Source organism: Diaphorobacter sp. LR2014-1, from assembly GCF_002916785.1.
GTDB classification, from domain to species: Bacteria; Pseudomonadota; Gammaproteobacteria; order Burkholderiales; family Burkholderiaceae_C; genus Diaphorobacter; species Diaphorobacter nitroreducens.
On the sequence record NZ_MTBE01000004.1, the window covers coordinates 154,154 to 170,692 of the forward strand.

The 16,539-nt window shown below is 67.7% G+C and carries 17 protein-coding genes; all 17 read right to left on the bottom strand.

Annotation, left to right across the window (positions count from 1 at the left end; translation table 11 throughout):
• Positions 1 to 38 precede the first annotated feature (38 nt).
• The 17 genes from asd to dnaJ all read right to left on the bottom strand — a co-directional run bounded on the left by asd (position 39) and on the right by dnaJ (position 16,502).
• The gene (gene asd, locus BV908_RS05480) at positions 39 to 1,169 is read right to left on the bottom strand and encodes an aspartate-semialdehyde dehydrogenase (protein WP_011806356.1); all 1,131 of its coding nucleotides are present in this window, start codon (positions 1,167 to 1,169) and stop codon (positions 39 to 41) included.
• 279 nt (positions 1,170 to 1,448) lie between these two features.
• Positions 1,449 to 2,219 carry an SDR family oxidoreductase gene (locus tag BV908_RS05485; protein ID WP_103737456.1) on the bottom strand — a complete coding sequence of 257 codons (771 nt, stop codon included), beginning with the start codon at positions 2,217 to 2,219 and terminating at the stop codon, positions 1,449 to 1,451.
• A gap of 163 nt (positions 2,220 to 2,382) precedes the next feature.
• A complete protein-coding gene (leuB, locus tag BV908_RS05490; protein ID WP_011806354.1) occupies positions 2,383 to 3,456 on the bottom strand; it encodes a 3-isopropylmalate dehydrogenase in 1,074 nt (357 codons plus the stop codon).
• 96 nt (positions 3,457 to 3,552) lie between these two features.
• Positions 3,553 to 4,203, bottom strand: a complete 651-nt coding sequence (leuD, locus tag BV908_RS05495) for a 3-isopropylmalate dehydratase small subunit (RefSeq protein ID WP_011806353.1) — start codon at positions 4,201 to 4,203, stop codon at positions 3,553 to 3,555.
• A gap of 41 nt (positions 4,204 to 4,244) precedes the next feature.
• On the bottom strand, positions 4,245 to 4,652 hold the full coding sequence (locus BV908_RS05500; protein ID WP_011806352.1) for a hypothetical protein: 408 nt from the start codon (positions 4,650 to 4,652) through the stop codon (positions 4,245 to 4,247).
• Positions 4,653 to 4,684: 32 nt separating this feature from the next.
• Positions 4,685 to 4,807, bottom strand: coding sequence for an entericidin A/B family lipoprotein (locus tag BV908_RS05505; RefSeq protein ID WP_011806351.1), 123 nt, complete (start codon positions 4,805 to 4,807; stop codon positions 4,685 to 4,687).
• A 13-nt stretch (positions 4,808 to 4,820) separates the two neighbouring features.
• Positions 4,821 to 6,242: a 3-isopropylmalate dehydratase large subunit gene (gene leuC, locus BV908_RS05510; protein WP_103737457.1), complete on the bottom strand. Its 1,422-nt coding sequence runs from the start codon at positions 6,240 to 6,242 to the stop codon at positions 4,821 to 4,823.
• 40 nt (positions 6,243 to 6,282) lie between these two features.
• Positions 6,283 to 7,239: a LysR family transcriptional regulator gene (locus tag BV908_RS05515; protein ID WP_103737458.1), complete on the bottom strand. Its 957-nt coding sequence runs from the start codon at positions 7,237 to 7,239 to the stop codon at positions 6,283 to 6,285.
• Positions 7,240 to 7,427: 188 nt separating this feature from the next.
• Positions 7,428 to 8,792, bottom strand: a complete 1,365-nt coding sequence (locus BV908_RS05520) for an MBL fold metallo-hydrolase (protein WP_011806348.1) — start codon at positions 8,790 to 8,792, stop codon at positions 7,428 to 7,430.
• Between the two features lie 44 nt (positions 8,793 to 8,836).
• Positions 8,837 to 9,997, bottom strand: coding sequence for a cytochrome P450 (locus tag BV908_RS05525; RefSeq protein WP_103737459.1), 1,161 nt, complete (start codon positions 9,995 to 9,997; stop codon positions 8,837 to 8,839).
• 63 nt (positions 9,998 to 10,060) lie between these two features.
• Positions 10,061 to 11,545, bottom strand: coding sequence for a 4-hydroxy-3-polyprenylbenzoate decarboxylase (gene ubiD, locus BV908_RS05530; protein ID WP_103737460.1), 1,485 nt, complete (start codon positions 11,543 to 11,545; stop codon positions 10,061 to 10,063).
• Between the two features lie 56 nt (positions 11,546 to 11,601).
• Positions 11,602 to 12,189, bottom strand: coding sequence for a UbiX family flavin prenyltransferase (locus BV908_RS05535; protein ID WP_011806345.1), 588 nt, complete (start codon positions 12,187 to 12,189; stop codon positions 11,602 to 11,604).
• Entirely contained in the window at positions 12,186 to 12,584 is a 399-nt protein-coding gene (locus tag BV908_RS05540; RefSeq protein ID WP_015913934.1) for a putative zinc-binding protein, read from the bottom strand. Before BV908_RS05540 ends, BV908_RS05535 begins: the two co-directional genes overlap by 4 nt.
• Positions 12,581 to 13,099, bottom strand: a complete 519-nt coding sequence (locus BV908_RS05545) for an SCP2 sterol-binding domain-containing protein (protein ID WP_103737461.1) — start codon at positions 13,097 to 13,099, stop codon at positions 12,581 to 12,583. Before BV908_RS05545 ends, BV908_RS05540 begins: the two co-directional genes overlap by 4 nt.
• A 25-nt stretch (positions 13,100 to 13,124) precedes the next feature.
• On the bottom strand, positions 13,125 to 14,027 hold the full coding sequence (locus tag BV908_RS05550; RefSeq protein ID WP_011806342.1) for a U32 family peptidase: 903 nt from the start codon (positions 14,025 to 14,027) through the stop codon (positions 13,125 to 13,127).
• 107 nt (positions 14,028 to 14,134) lie between these two features.
• Complete coding sequence (locus BV908_RS05555; RefSeq protein ID WP_011806341.1) at positions 14,135 to 15,181, bottom strand: peptidase U32 family protein; 1,047 nt, start codon at positions 15,179 to 15,181, stop codon at positions 14,135 to 14,137.
• A gap of 190 nt (positions 15,182 to 15,371) precedes the next feature.
• Positions 15,372 to 16,502, bottom strand: coding sequence for a molecular chaperone DnaJ (gene dnaJ, locus BV908_RS05560; RefSeq protein ID WP_015913930.1), 1,131 nt, complete (start codon positions 16,500 to 16,502; stop codon positions 15,372 to 15,374).
• Positions 16,503 to 16,539 lie beyond the last annotated feature (37 nt).

The window sequence follows — 16,539 nt, forward strand, 5'->3', positions numbered from 1 at the left end:
TCGAAAAAACGCCACCCGAAGGTGGCGTTGAATCTGCGTCAGGCGTCTAGCAGGATGCGCAGCATGCGGCGCAGCGGCTCGGCGGCGCCCCACAGCAACTGGTCGCCGATGGTGAACGCGCCCACATACTCCGGACCCATGGCCAGCTTGCGGATGCGGCCGACGGGAATGGTCATGGTGCCGGTGACGGCCACGGGAGTCAGGTCCTTCAGCGTCGCCTCACGCGTATTGGGAACCACCTTCACCCACTCGTTGTCGGCAGCGATCATGGCTTCGATGTCGGCTACGGGCACATCCTTCTTGAGCTTGAAGGTCAGTGCTTGGCTGTGGCAGCGCATGGCGCCTACGCGCACGCAGAAACCGTCCACCGGCACTGCGGCGGTGTTGAAGCCTTCCCCCTGGCCCAGGATCTTGTTGGTCTCGGCCATGCCCTTCCACTCTTCCTTGGACATGCCGTTGCCCAGGTCCTTGTCGATCCACGGGATGAGTGAGCCGCCCAGCGGCACGCCGAAATTGGCCGTCTCCGCGCCCGACAGGCTGCGCTGCTTGGCGATGACCTTGCGGTCGATTTCCAGAATGGCGCTCTTGGGATCGTCGAGCAGGGCCTTCACCTCGGCATTCAGCGTGCCGTACTGCGTCAGCAGTTCGCGCATGTGCTGCGCGCCGCCGCCGCTGGCCGCCTGGTAGGTCTGGGTGCTCATCCACTCGACGAGCCCGGCCTTGTACAGCGCACCCACGCCCATCAGCATGCAGGACACGGTGCAGTTGCCGCCAATCCAATCCTTGCCGCCGTTCGCCAGTGCGTTCTTGATGACGGGCATGTTCACCGGGTCGAGCACGATGACCGCGTTCTTTTCCATGCGCAGGGCAGAGGCGGCGTCGATCCAGTGGCCGTTCCAGCCGGCCGCGCGCAGCTTGGGGTACACCTCGTTGGTGTAGTCGCCGCCCTGTGCGGTGAGGATGATGTCGCAGCGCTTGAGCTGTTCGATGTCGAACGCGTCCTGCAGCGTGGTCTCGTTCTTGGCCTGGGCGGGCGCCTTGCCGCCTGCGTTCGAGGTGGAGAAGAACAGGGGCTCGATCAGATCGAAGTCCTTTTCCTGCGCCATGCGGTCCATCAGGACCGAGCCGACCATGCCGCGCCAGCCGACCAAACCTACCAACTTGCTCATTTCATCGCCCTTTCAAAGTAAAAAACAGTACGCACGCGACCGGTGGCTGCTTTCTTCCGCCCCCGGCTCGTCTAGGCCAGGGAGGGCGCACGACGATGCCGGAGCTGGATCAGCCCGTAATGGTCGTGGTTTTGGTGATTGCGCGCGCAGCCTTGCGTGCCTTGGCGGCAGAGGCGGTGTTCAGGGCGAACGGGCGGGCGGCAAACATAGCTGGGCATTGTAGCGGAACCCATGCGGGCCATGGCTGGACATGCCGCCGCCATCGCCGCTGCGCTGCGGTCAGCCCCGCTGGATGGACACCCCGCCATCCACCAGCATGGCTGTCCCGGTGACGAACGATGCCGCGTCGGACGCCAGGTACAACGCGGCCTGGGCAATTTCCCGGGGCTGCGCCAGGCGCTTGAGTGCATGCAGTTGGGCGACCAGGGCCAGCGCCTCGGGTGTTCCGTTCATCGCGCGCGCCATGGGGGTGAGGGTACCGCCGGGCAGCAAGGCATTCACACGGATGGCCTTCGCTCCGAACTCCGTGGCCAGTGCCTGGGTCAGGCCGATCAGGCCGGCCTTGCTCGCGGCATACGCGGCCGTGCCCGCAAATGCGGCGGTATACCCCACGAAGGTGGAGGTGAGGATGATCGAGCCACCTCCGCGCGCCAGCATTGCGGGAATCTGGTGCTTGGCGCCCAGGAAGGCACTGGTGAGGTTGGTCTCCAGGGTGTCGCGCCAATCGCTCGACTGCACGTCCGGCGTGGGTTGCAGCGGCCCCATGGTGCCCGCATTGTTGAAGGCGATATCGAGGCCGCCAAAACGCTCCACGGCAGTGGCGACGAGCGCTTGTGCGTAGGCCTCGTCGCGCACGTCGCCGGCCACTGCCGCAGCCGACCCTCCCTGCTGAGTGATGGCAGCGACGAGTTGGTCAAGCTCCGCTTGGCGCCGTGCGCCCACGACGACGGCCGCGCCGACCTCCGCGAAAAGCAGGGCCGCTGCGCGGCCGATGCCGGAACTGGCGCCGGTGACGATGGCGACGCGATGGGAGAGGGACGGTTGGGACATGGGACGCTCCTTCGGGTTGGGTGAAGGAAGAGTCTCCCGGCCCGTGGGCGATGCGTCTGGCCGGATCCGGACTTGCGATGCCGCTTGTGCCGCTGGTGCTGCTTGCGCGCCACGAAAAAGCGGCCCCGAAGGGCCGCTGTCGCGTTGTGCGGGAGGCCGCTCGTCAGGCAGCGAGGGCCTTCACCACGGCATCGCCCATCTGTGCCGTGCCCACCTTGGTGGTGCCGTCGCTGTAGATGTCAGGCGTGCGCAGGCCTTGGGCCAGCACCTGCTGCACCGCGGCTTCGATGCGGCGCGCGGCTTCTTCCTGGTTCAGGCTGAAGCGCAGCATCATGGCAGCGCTGAGGATGGTGGCCAGGGGGTTGGCCACGCCCTTGCCGGCGATATCGGGGGCGCTGCCGTGGCTGGGCTCGTACAGGCCTTGCTTCTTGTCGTTCAGGCTGGCCGAGGGCAGCATGCCGATGGAGCCGGTGAGCATGGAGGCTTCGTCGGAGAGGATGTCGCCGAACATGTTGCCGGTGACGATCACGTCGAACGCCTTGGGCGCTTTCACCAGCTGCATGGCCGCGTTGTCCACGTACATGTGCTGCAGCTCCACGTCGGGATAGTCCTTGTGCACCTCGGTCACGACGTCCTTCCAGAACTGGAAGGTTTCCAGCACGTTGGCCTTGTCCACGCTGGTCACCTTCTTGTTGCGCTTGCGCGCGGCCTCGAACGCGACGCGGGCGATGCGCTCGATCTCGGGCTTGCTGTAGCGCATGGTGTCGAATGCTTCCTCGGCGCCGGGGAAGTGGCCGTCGGCGGCGGTGCGACGCCCGCGCGGCTGGCCGAAGTAGATGTCGCCGGTCAGCTCGCGGATGATGAGGATGTCCAGGCCGGCCACCAGCTCGGGCTTGAGGCTGGACGCATGCGTGAGCTGCTCGTAGCAGATCGCGGGACGGAAGTTGGCGAACAGGCCCAGGTGCTTGCGCAGGCCCAGGATGGCCTGCTCGGGGCGCAGCGGGCGCGCCAACGTGTCGTACTTCCAGTCGCCCACGGCGCCGAACAGGATGGCGTCGGCACTCTTGGCGAGATTCAACGTGGACTCCGGCAGCGGGTGGCCCGCGGCCTCGTAAGCGGCGCCGCCCACGGGTGCCGTCTCCATCTCCAGCTTCAGGTCCAGGGCTTCGAGCACCTTGACGGCCTCGGCGACGATCTCGGGGCCAATGCCGTCACCCGGCAGAACTGCGATTTTCATGGTCATTCACTTCTGTTTTGATAGCTGTCAGCGCTTGATGGATAAGCGCCAGAGGCTGTTTTTGCTTGTAATCAATCGGTCAGGGCCGGTGGTGGGTCACGCGGCCATGGTGTGGCTCAGCCACGGCTTGCTGGCCAGGCGTGCGGCTTCGAACGCGCGGATCTTGTCGGCATGGCGCAGCGTCAGGCCGATGTCGTCAAACCCGTTGAGCAAGCAGTACTTGCGAAACGGCACCACGTCGAAGGGGATCTCCTCGCCCTGGGGACGCACCACCACCTGGCGCTCCAGGTCCACGGTGAGTTGGTAGCCGGGGAAGGCGGCCGCTTCGTTGAACAGCTGGTCCACCGTGGCTTCGGGCAGCACGATGGGCAGCAGGCCGTTCTTGAAGCAGTTGTTGAAGAAGATGTCGGCAAAGCTCGGCGCGATGATGGCGCGAAAACCGTATTGGTCCAGCGCCCAGGGCGCGTGCTCGCGGCTGGAGCCGCAGCCGAAGTTCTTGCGCGCCAGCAGGATGCTCGCGCCCTGGTAGCGCGGCTGGTTCAGCACGAAGTCGGGGTTGGGCTTGCGCTGGGATTCGGGCACGCCCGGCTCTCCCTTGTCGAGGTAGCGCCACTCGTCGAACAGGTTGGGGCCGAAGCCCGTCTTCTTGATCGACTTGAGGAACTGCTTGGGGATGATGGCGTCGGTATCGACGTTCTCGCGGTCCATGGGGGCGACGAGGCCCTTGTGGAGGGTGAATTTCTGCATGGTGGTGTGTCCGGAAAGAAGTGGCGTTGGGGCCCGCGGGCTTACTGGCCGTTGGTCCAGGTGCCGGCCTTGATCTGTGCGCTGGAGGTTTCGCAGGCCTTGCGCTTGTCCTGCAGCGCATCGGCGGTCAGGTTGTAGTAGTAGGCATCCACGGGCTGACCCATCAGCCCCTTGCAGGCGCCGCTGGCCGGGCGCGGGCACTGCGGCAGGTAGCTCACCTTGCCGGGCTTGCCGCCCAGTTGGGCGGACATCTGCGCCAGGCCGCCGCAGCTGCCCTTGATCTGGTCGTCGGGCACGCCGGCGGCGAATTCCATGCAGTCCTTGACCTGCGTGGTCTTGCCACTGAAGGTGATGCTGCCTTCGATGACGCAGGCGCGGTTGGCGGCCCACGACAGGGCGGGGCTGGCCAGCAGCAGCGTGGTGGCGAGGCAGGCGAGGGCTTTCTTCATGCGGAGCTCCTGGGATGGCGGTGTGGAGGGGCCTACTTGGCGGCGCGTTCGATGGCGCTGCCGGCGCGCTGCACGTCCTGGCCCATGCCCTTGACGGTGTTGCAGCCGGCCAGCACGAAGGCCAGCGCGAGCAGGGCGGCGAGAGACTTGTTCATGGTGGGAGGCTCCTTAAGCGAACTGGCGGATGTCCACGAAGTGGCCATGGATGGCGGCGGCCGCGGCCATGGCGGGGCTCACGAGGTGCGTGCGCCCGCCCGCGCCCTGGCGGCCTTCGAAGTTGCGGTTGGACGTGGAAGCGCAGCGCTCGCCGGGCTCCAGGCGGTCGGCATTCATGGCCAGGCACATGGAGCAACCGGGCTCGCGCCATTCAAAGCCCGCGGCCTTGAAAATCGCATCCAGCCCCTCGCGTTCGGCCTGTTCCTTCACCAGGCCCGAGCCAGGTACCACCATGGCCAGCTTGATGTTCTTGGCGACCTTCTGGCCGAGCTTCTTCACCACGGCGGCGGCTTCGCGCATATCCTCGATGCGGCTGTTGGTGCACGAGCCGATGAACACCTTGTCCACGAAGATGTCATCCATCGGCTTGCCGGGCTGCAGACCCATGTAGGTCAGCGCACGTTCGATGGCGCCGCGCTTGGACGGGTCCTTCTCATTGTCCGGGTCGGGCACCACGGCGTCGATGCCCAGCACCATCTCGGGGCTGGTGCCCCAGGTGACCTGCGGCACGATCTCGGCGGCGTTCAACTCCACCACCGCGTCGAACTTGGCGTCCGCGTCCGAGTGCAGCGTCTTCCAGTACGCCACGGCCTGGTCCCACTCCACGCCCGTGGGTGCGAGCGGGCGGCCCTTCACGTAGTTGATCGTCTTGTCGTCCACCGCCACCAGGCCCGCGCGCGCGCCGGCTTCGATGGCCATGTTGCACACGGTCATGCGGCCTTCCATGCTCAGGTCGCGGATGGCTTCACCGGCAAATTCAATCGTGTAACCCGTGCCGCCGGCGGTGCCGATCCTGCCGATGATGGCCAGCACGATGTCCTTGGCCGTGATGCCAGGGGCGACCTTGCCATTCACTTGGACCAGCATGTTCTTGGCCTTCTTGGCCAGCAGGGTCTGCGTGGCCATCACGTGCTCCACCTCGCTGGTGCCGATGCCGTGGGCCAGCGCGCCGAACGCGCCGTGGGTGCTGGTGTGGCTGTCGCCGCAGACCACGGTCATGCCCGGGAGGGTGGCGCCGTTCTCGGGGCCGATCACGTGCACGATGCCCTGGCGCTTGGACAGGAACGGGAAGAACGCCGCCGCACCGGACTCCTGGATGTTCTTGTCCAGCGTGACGATCTGCTCCTTGCTGATCGGGTCGGCAATGCCGTCGTAGCCGCGCTCCCAACCGGTGGTGGGGGTGTTGTGGTCGGCCGTGGCCACGATGGAGCTCACGCGCCAGACCTTGCGGCCCGCCTCGCGCAGACCCTCGAAGGCCTGCGGGCTGGTCACCTCATGCACCAGGTGGCGGTCGATGTAGAGCACGGCGGTGCCGTCCTCTTCCGTGTGGACGACGTGCTCGTCGAAGATCTTGTCGTACAGGGTGCGTCCCATGGCAGTCTCGTTTCTTGGGTTCAGTGGGGTGGTGAGAATTCTAGGTGGGGGTGTCGCCGTCCTCGGCGGGCGTCGCGGCAGGCGCGGGCGCCAGGTGTTCGACCAGCAGCCGTGCCGTGACGGGCAGGGCCTCGAAGTCGCGCGCCACCAGGCGCAGCGCGCGCCGGGCCCAGGGTTCGTCCAGCGGCACGGCCGCCAGTTGCCCCACGCCGCGCATCAGCGAAAACGCCCGGTCGGGCAGCAGGCCCACGCCCAGGCCGTTGTCGATCATGCGGCACATCGCGTCCAGGCTGGTGACCTGGATGCGCTGGCGCAGCGGGCGCGCGGCCTGCGCGGCGGCCTGGCGCATGGCCAGGCTGATGCTGCTGCCCGCGTGCAGCCCGACGATGTCCCAGTCCAGCACTTCCTCAAAGCGGATCGATGCGTGGGTCGACAGGGCGTGCGTCTGGGGCACGACCAGCACCAGCCGGTCGCTGCGGTAGGGGCGGCTTTGCAGGCCTTCGTGGGCGGCCGTGGCGGGCACGTTGCAGATCCCCAGATCCGCCGCGCCTTCGTGCACGGCCTGCAGCACGTCGGGCGAGAGGTGCTCCTGCAGATCGATCTTGATCTGGCTGTGTGCCTGGGCAAACGCGCCCAGGTCCTCGGGCAGGAACTGCACGATGGCCGAGATGTTGGCGTGCATGCGCACATGGCCGCGCACGCCGTCGGCGTACTCGGAAAGCTCACCCTGCATGCGCTCCAGCCCGAACAGCACGTTGCGCGCGTGGTGCAGCAGGCTTTCGCCGGCGGGGGTCAGCGTCACGCCGCGGCTGTGGCGGTACAGCAGGGCCGTGTCGACCGCAGCCTCCAGGTCGGACAGGCGCTTGCTCACCGCCGAGGCGGCGATGAACTCCCGCTCGGCCGCGCGGCCGATGCTGCCCAGTTCGCAGACGGCCACGAACAGTTGCAGCGAGGTGAGGTCAATGCGGCGCGCAAAGCTGCGCTCTGAGCTTTTCATCGGGGGGGGTGGAGCGACTTCTCGTTTGACGAGGTGAGTCCCCTATTTTCCCCTGTATATCTGCCGGTTGTCATCGCGATACGCGATGGCTCACATGCCGCTGGATGGGGTGTAGCGGCGGATTTGCTATGAAAAATATAGCCTCCAGCGCTCATCAGATAAGCGCTGGAGGCTGTTTTGGCTCTTGTTTAGAGCGTCACGCTGTCGCCATGCTCGGGAACCTCCACGGGGCAGCCCAACGCGTGGTCGATGCGCTGGCGCAGCATGTCGGCCGCAGCCATCTCCCCGTGCACCACATACACCTGCCGGGGTGTGGAGGGCATGGAGCGCAGCCAGGCCACCAATTGGTCGCCATCGGCGTGGGCCGAGGCCGTTGCCAATTGCACCACCTCGGCGCGGATGGCCACGTCGCGCCCGTGGATGCGGATGGTTTTTTCGCCCGCGGCGATGCGGGCGCCGCGCGTGCCGCCCGCCTGGTGCCCGGTGAGGATGATCATGTTGCGATGGTCGCCCGCGTGCAGCGCCAAATGGTGCAGCACGCGCCCGCCGGTGGCCATGCCGCTGGCCGACAGGATCACGCGCGGCCCGTGCAGGCGGGCCAGCGCCTTGGATTCGTCAACGCTGTGCACCAGCGTCGTGCCGCGCGCCATGGCGTGCAGTTCGGATCGGTTGATCCGGGTCTCGCTCAGGTGGTTCTGGAACAGCTCCGTGGCGCTCACGGCCATGGGGCTGTCCAGGTACACGCGCAGTCCGGAAGGCACTTCGCCGCGGGCCTTCAACTGGGCGATGGCGTACATCACCGTCTGCGCGCGCCCCACGGCGAATACCGGCACCACCGCCACGCCGCCACGCGCGGCCAAGCGTGCCAGCGCGGGCCCCAGCTCGTCCAGCACCGTGCCGGGCGGGTGGCTGCGGTCGCCGTAGGTGGACTCGATGAGCACGGTGTCAGCCGCGGGCGGCGCGTCGGGCGCATGCATCAGCAGGTCGTCCGGGCGGCCCAGGTCGCCAGAGAACAGGATGCGCCTCCCTCCCACCTCCAGCAGCACGCTGGCCGCACCCAGGATGTGGCCTGCGTTCTGGAAGGTGGCGCGCCAGCCGCGGATGGGCTCGAAGGTCTGGTGCGTGGGCTGCACTTGCAGCAGCGACAGGCAGTGCTGCGCGTCCAGGCGCGTGTACAGCGGCAGGGCGGGTTCGTGCTTGCTGAGCTTGTGCCGGTTGAGGAAAGCCGCGTCTTCTTCCTGCAGATGGCCGCTGTCGGGCAGCAGGATGGCGCATAGATCGCGCGTGCCGGCCGTGCAGAACACCGGCCCGCCAAAGCCGTCCTTGGCCAGCAGCGGCAGGTAGCCCGAGTGGTCCAGGTGGGCATGGGTGAGCAGCACGGCGTCAATGTCCTGCGGTGCCACCGGCAGCGGGTTCCAGTTGCGCAGGCGCAGCGGCTTGTAGCCCTGGAACAGGCCGCAGTCCACGAGCAGCGCCTGGCCGCCGTGGCGTACGAGGTATTTGGAGCCGGTGACGGTGCCGGCCCCGCCGAGGAAAGTGATGCTGACGGACATGGAATGGCTTTGTGAAGTGACGACCGTCAGCGTAGCAGACGGCGCTACGCGGGTGTTTGATGCAAACGCACCCGCAACGTGGCGTAGCCGGCGTCCGGGGCTGTGGCCCGCGTAGGCGCATGGCCTGCGGGCAGTGCGATGGCGCTGGTGCGCGCCAGCAACTCCTCCATCAGCACCCGCAGTTCCAGCCGCGCCAACGGCGCGCCGGGGCAGACGTGGATGCCTGCGCCATACAGCAGGTTGAGCGCGGGATCGCGGTCCATGCGGAACTCATCCGGGTCGCCGAACACGCGCGGGTCGCGGTTGGCGGCGATCCAGTGGATGGACAGGCGCTCGCCCATCGGCACGGGGCAGCCGCCCAGCGTCACGTCGCGGGTGGTGATGCGGCGGTTGGCCACGAGCGGGCCGTCGATGCGCAGCACCTCGTCGATGGCCGTGGGCAAGAGGCCGGGCTGCGTGCGCAGGCGTTGCTGCCAGTCGGGGTGGCTCGCCAGCCAGTGCAGCAGGATGCCGATGGAGGCGGCAATCGTGCCGACCTCGCCCACCGTCCAGTTGCGCAGCACGCTGGCAAGCTCGCGCAGGTCCAGCAGGCGGCCCTCCACACGGGTGTGCATCAGTTCGCTGGTGATGTCCTGCGTGGGCGGCGCCTCCAGGCGGGCCTGGCGCACGCGCCCGACCAGGTCTTCGAACTCCTGCGCAACGGCCGAGGTCTGCGTGCGGTCGCCCGAGCGGGTGGCGGCCTGGCTGCGGCGCAGCCAGCCGAGCAGCTCGTCTTGCAGCAGCGTGGGCCAGCCGAGGAACGCGGACTGCACGCGCACCGCGAAGGGCAGGGCGAACTCGTGGGTGATCTCCAGCTCGCCGCCCAGGGCCAGGGCCTCCTGCACCGTGGCGGCCGACAGCGCGCGGCACACGGGCTCGAAGTGCGCCATGCGCTCGGGGGCGAAGAACGGGTCGAGCGCGAGGCGGTACTGCGTGTGCAGGGGCTGGTCGTAGCCGTTGGGCACGGCCGGGTGGGCCGACACCGCACTGCTGAAGGTGGCATGGTCGCCGAGCACCTGCATGACCTCGGCGTGGCGCAGCACGGACCAGTGCTGCGCGTCGCTGTGCGCCAGCGGGCAGCGCTCGCGCAGCTGGTCGTAGGCGGCGCGCTGGTCGCGCAGGACTTCGGGGGCTTGCGGGTCCCAGCGGGGCGGTGTCGTGGTCATGGCAGTCTCCTTGGAAGGCTTCCTGCGGCTTCGCCCACCCGGCGAGGCGATCGCAGTCGGGTTCTACAGTCCCAGCGCGTCGGCCAGCGCGTTCATGCGCTGGCTCACGCCGACATCCATGGCCATGGGGCGGCCCCATTCGCGCTGGGTCTCCCCGGGCCATTTGTTGGTGGCGTCCAGTCCCATCTTGCTGCCCAGGCCTGCCACGGGCGAGGCGAAGTCCAGGTAGTCGATGGGCGTGTGCTCGATCAACAGGGTGTCGCGCGCCGGGTCCATGCGTGTGGTCAGGGCCCAGATGACTTCCTTCCAGTCGCGCGCGTCCACGTCCTCGTCCACCACCACGATGAACTTGGTGTAGAGGAACTGGCGCAGGTGGCTCCACACGCCCATCATCACGCGCCGTGCATGGCCCGCATAGGCCTTGCGGATGCGCACTACCGCCATGCGATAGCTGCAGGCCTCGGGCGGCAGGTAGAAGTCGATGATCTCCGGGAAGGCGCGCTGCAGCAGCGGCACGAACAGCTCGTTCAGCGCCAGGCCCAGCATGGCCGGCTCGTCGGGCGGCTTGCCGGTGTAGGTGCTGTGGTACAGGGCGTCCTGGCGCTGCGTGATGCGCTCGACGGTGAACACGGGGAACTCGGCGCACTCGTTGTAGTAGCCGGTGTGGTCGCCGTAGGGGCCTTCCAGCGCGTGCTGCCAGCCGCTCTTGTGGTTGGCATCGGGATGGATGTGGCCTTCCAGCACGATCTCGGCGCTGGCCGGTACCGACAGCGGCACGCCCAAAGCGGGCGCCACCTCGGTGCGCGCGCCGCGCAGCAGGCCGGCGAACTGGTATTCCGACAGCGTGTCGGGCACGGGCGTGACGGCGCCCAGGATGGTGGCCGGGTCGGCCCCGATGGCCACGGCCACCGGGTAGGGCTGGCCGGGGTTGAGCCGGCAGTGGTCGGCAAAGTCCAGCGCACCGCCGCGGTGCGACAGCCAGCGCATGATGAGCTGGTTTTTGCCCAGCAGCTGCTGGCGGTATATCCCTAAGTTCTGGCGTGCCTTGCGCGGCCCGCGCGTGATGGTGAGGCCCCAGGTGACCAATGGCGCCACGTCGCCAGGCCAGCAGTGCTGGATGGGCAGGCGGGTCAGGTCGACGTCGCTGCCCTCCCACACCACCTCCTGGCAGGGCGGGCGGCGCACGGTGGCCGGGGCCATGCTCCACAGCGTCTTGAGCAGGTCGCGCTTGCCCCACAGGTCCTTCATGCCGCGCGGCGGCTCGGGCTCCTTGAGCTGTGCCAGCACCTCGCCGAAGGCGCGGATCTCCGGCAGCCCCGCCACGCCCAGTGCGCGGGCCACGCGCCCGGGCGTGCCGAACAGGTTGGCGAGCACCGGCATGGCATGGCCCGTGGGGTGCTCGAACAGCAATGCGGGGCCGCCCGCGCGCAGTACGCGATCGGCCAGCGCGGTCATTTCCAGGTGAGGGGATACGGGCTCGGCAATGCGGCGCAATTCGCCCGCGGCCTCCAGCTGGGCCATGAAGTCGCGCAGGTCGCGGTAATGCATTCTTTGAATGAAATCAGGCTCCAGCGCTTATCCAACAAGCGCTAGCAGCTATTGTTTCAGGAGTCCAACGGCAGACCCTGCCATTGCGGCGCCAGGGCGTGCTCCAGCCCCAGCAGGTCCAGCACGCGGGCCACGCTGTGGTCCACGATCTCGCCCACGCTGGTGGGGCGCTGGTAGAACGCGGGCATGGGCGGGCACACGATGCCGCCCATCTCGGTCACCGTCGCCATGTTGCGCAGGTGCACCAGGTGCAGAGGGGATTCGCGCACCATCAGCACCAGGCGGCGCCGCTCCTTGAGCACCACGTCGGCCGCGCGCGTGAGCAGATTGTCCGCCAGGCCGTGGGCCACGGCCGCCAGCGTGCGCATGGAGCAGGGCGCCACCACCATGCCGTGCGCGGCGAACGAGCCGCTGGCAATGCTCGCGCCCACGTTGGCGAGGTCGTGCACCACGTCCGCCAGCGCCTCGACGCTGGCGCGGTCCATGTCCAGCTCGTGGCGCAGGTTGCGCCAGCCGGCGTCGGAGACGACCAGGTGCGATTCCACGTTGGGCATGTCCTGCAGCGCCTGCAGCAGGCGTGCGCCATACACGGCGCCGCTGGCGCCCGAGATGCCCACGATCACGCGGCGGGGCGGCTGGCTCATGCGGCGGCCTTGGAGCGCAGGGGGTGGTCGTGCAGGTCGGCCTGGATGCGCGCCAGCACCTGGGCGGCCTCGGCCGGGTCGAAGTCCTGGTGGTTGCGCTTCTTCACGCCGTACTCATGCAACTGGAAGTGGCGTGCCGGCGTAATGCCGTGGCGCGCCAGGCTGCTTTTCACGCACACCAGGGGGCAGCCGTCGAGCGCGATGATGGGACGGCCCGAGCGCGCCAGCTTGACCAGCTTGGGCACGTCGCCCCCCACGCCAGCGATGCACGACATCTCCGCCACGCCCTCACGGTCCAGCCGCACGGCGACATGGTTGGCCAGCTGCGCGGCGCTGGAGCAGCCGGAGCAGGAATAGACCAGCGGGTGGACATCGCAAGGGGCAGGTTCCGTCACGAACGACCTCCAAAGAAGGGCGCAAGAGGCGGCAATTGTTGCGCAAGCTGCGGGGCCCAGCGCGAGAGCACGGCGCGCGGCGCCCAGTGGCGCGGGTCGAGCACGGGCAGGTCGATGGCGTCCAGCGCGTTCTTGACCACCAGGCCCAGCTCGGTGTCGCCCTCCATCACCAGGCGGCGGTTGAAGAACAGCGTGTCCGGGTCCTGGCGGCGTTGCGCCAGCAGCACGAAGTCCTGCGCATTGGCGCTGATCGCGAGGTCCGGGTTGGCCTGCGGCGCGCTGGGCGCAAAGCGCTGGCCGTTCCAGGTGAAGTCGAAGGCCACGCGCGCGTCGCGCACGCGGATGGACAGGCGCTTGTCCTTGAGCAGGTCCTTCACGTCCTGCGGCAGGTGGCGCGACAGGGCCAGGTTGATGGCCGTAACCAGCAGGACCGAGCCCGGATAGGCGGGCAGACGCGAGAGCACGGCGCCCACGGGGCGCGGCAGGGTGAACGGTGCGGGTGGGGTAGCGGTCATGGCTTGAAGGAGTAAGTGCGGTGGCTCAGGATGTCACGGCGGGCTGCACCAGATCCAGCCCGGGCTTGCCGTGCCAGTAACCGTTGCAGGGGGCCTCGGGCATCAGGGGGCGCATGCGGTCAAGGGCACCTGCATCGGGTTGGGGCGCCTTGCGGGCCGCGTCGAAGGCGGCGATGACCTCTGCCATGTGCTGCGATTGGGGGGACAGGCGCAGCAGTTCCACGCCCAGCGCGCGCAGCGCAGGTACGTCCTGGATGAGGTTGTGCACGCGCGCCGACTGGGTCTGGATGCCGTTGAGCACCAGGAAGCCCTCGCCTTCGCGGGTGGCCAGCAGCTGGCCGTCCGGGTGCTCGATGCAGCGAAAACCGCAGTCGTCCTTGGGCAGGTTGTGGTGGCGTGCCGTGAAGCAGCGCGCCGAGAACGCCAAGGGCATGCGGCCGTAGGCGAAGACTTCGGTCTCCAGCCCCGCGGGCTTGTGCTGCTGCAGCACGGCCAGGTCGGCCTGGCGCATCTCCAATGGCATGACCCAGCGGCTGGCGCCCAGGCCGACCATCCAGTTCAGCGAATCGGCATTGAACAGGTTGAGCTGGGGGCCGGCGACGAAGGCGCGCTTGCCTGCGAGCTGGTGCACGGCGCCCATGTCGTTCGCCTCGATGAGGAATTCCTCGTCCTGGGCGATCTTGTGCATGGCAGATACGTCGGAGGTGGACTCCAGCAGCACCATGGTGGAGAGCACCGCCTGCTTGCCGGCGTCGCGCAGCATGCGTGCGATGTCGATCCAGTCGCTCTGGCGCAGCTCGCGGCGGCGCGAGCACACGGCTTCGCCAAGGTAGACGACGTCCACCGGCGTCTCGGCCATGGCCTGGTAAAAATCAAAAACGGTATCGCGCGGCCAGTAGTACTGCAGCGGGCCCAGGGCTAGTTTCATCTTGATGCTCTCAGTTCTTCAGGGGGCCAAGCGCAGTCCCCGCCGCATAAATCGGCGTGACCCAGGCCCAGGCTGCCAGGCAACGGCACAGGGGTGTTCTTCGCACTTCATTTCCAGGGGCGGTGGTAGGCGCCCAGCGTGTGCTGCTGGCCCTCGGCCACCTGGTCCAGGCTGGCCATCCAGGCGGTCTTGGGGCTGTACAGGTGGCCTTGCGCCATGCAGTGGTCGATGGCCTCGCGCCAGACCTTGGTCACCTGGGCCACGTACGCGGGGCTGCGCTGACGGCCCTCGATCTTGAAGGCACGCACGCCCATCTTCACAAGCTTGGGCAGCAGTTCCAGCGTGTTGAGGCTGGTGGGTTCCTCCAGCGCGTAGTAGTTGCTCTCGTCGCCCACGTCGAAGCGGCCCTTGCACAGCGTGGGGTAGCCGGCGTTCTCGCCGTTGCCGTAGCGGTCGATGAGCACGCCATTCAGGCGCGACTCCAGGCCCTTGGGCGTTTCCTGCCAGCGCACGAACTTCGCGGGTGAGCACACGCCGTGCGTGTTGGGCGACTCACCGGTGGCATAGGACGACAGCGCGCAGCGCCCTTCGACCATCACGCACAGGCTGCCGAAGGCGAACACCTCGATCTCCACCGGCGTGCGGTCAATCACCTGGCGCACCTGCTCCAGCGAGAGCACGCGCGGCAGCACGGCGCGCTGGATGCCGAACTGCTGGTGGTAGAAGTTGATGGCGTCGTGGTTGGTGGCCGAGCCCTGCACCGACAGGTGCAACCGCAGCTGCGGATGGTGGCGCATGGCGTATTGCATGAGGCCGGGATCGGCCATGATCACGGCGTCGATCCCCCAGGCGGCCGCGCGGTCCAGGGCGGCGCGCCAGGGGGCGGGGTTGGCGGCCTGCGGGTAGGTGTTGAGTGCCAGCAGCACCTTGCGCCCGCGCGCATGGGCGTAGGCAATGCCGTTCTGGATGGCCGCCTCGTCAAAGTTCAGACCCGCGAAATTGCGTGCATTCGTCGCGTCGCGCAGTCCGAGGTAGACGCAGTCGGCTCCGCCGTCAACGGCCGCCTTGAGTGCAGGCAGGCTGCCGGCGGGGCAGACCAGTTCGGGTGCGGAAGGGATGTCGGGGGAAGTCGGTTGGCGGGCTGGGTCGGTCACGGGGGCGCTCTTTCGGCTGGCTTGTGCGCGGATCGTCTGATCCTGCGCAGGCTGCGTACCTTAGGTCGCGGTGAATACCCATAACCTGATTTTTGTCAACGATGGGCCGGTCGTTCCTGAATAAACAGATCGGGATTGACCAAAGCCCAGGCAAAAAAAGGCCCGCTGTCCGCGGGCCTTGTCCAGGGGGTCAGCTGAAGAAGCTCTTGAGCCGGTCGGTCCAGCTCTCGGTGGACGGCGAATGCTTGGCGCCGCCCTTCTTGAGCGACTCGTCCAGTTCCTTGAGCAGCTTGCGCTGGTGCTCGGTGAGCTTGACCGGGGTTTCCACGATGATGTGGCAGTACAGATCGCCGGGGTAGCTGGCGCGCACCCCCTTGATGCCCTTGCCCCGCAGGCGAAACTGTTTGCCGGCCTGTGTGCCTTCGGGGATATCGATGGCCGCCTTGCCCTGCAGCGTGGGCACCTCGATCTCTCCACCCAGCGCCGCGGTGATGAAGCTCACCGGAACCTGGCAGTGCAGATCGTCGCCGTCGCGCTCGAAGATGTCGTGCTTCCTGATGCGGATCTCGATGTACAGGTCGCCCGGCGGTCCGCCATTGGTGCCCGGTTCCCCGTTGCCGGTGGAGCGGATGCGCATGCCGTCGTCGATGCCGGCGGGGATCTTCACCTCCAGCGTCTTTTGTTTCTTGACCCGGCCCTGGCCGTGGCAGGCCGTGCAGGGCTCGGGAATGATCTTGCCCGTGCCGCGGCAGTGGGGGCAGGTCTGCTGCACGCTGAAGAAACCCTGGCGCATCTGCACCGTGCCAGAGCCCTGGCAGGTGCCGCAGGTCTTGGCGCTGGTGCCGGGTTTGGCGCCGCTGCCGTGGCAGGTCTCGCAGCTTTCCCAACTGGGAATGCGGATCTGCGCCTCCTTGCCCTTGGCAGCCTCTTCGAGCGTGACGTCCATGGCGTAGGACAGGTCGTTGCCGCGGTACACCTGCCGGCCGCCGCGCCCGCGCGCGCCGCCGAACATGTCGCCGAAGATGTCTCCGAAGGCTTCGGCAAAGCCACCAAAGCCCTCGGCGCCACCCATGCCGCCACGCATGTTGGGGTCTACGCCCGCGTGGCCGTACTGGTCGTAGGCGGCGCGTTTCTGTGCGTCGGACAGGATCTCGTAGGCCTCCTTGGCCTCCTTGAACTTCTCCTCGGCGGGCTTGGCAGCGTCACCCTGGTTGCGGTCAGGGTGGTACTTCATGGCGAGCTTGCGATAGGCTTTCTTGAGCTCGTCGTCCGAGGCGTTCTTGGGAACGCCAAGGACCTCGTAAAAATCTCTCTTGGACATGGGCAATCTTCAGGCCGGTTGGGAGCACGAACGCCGC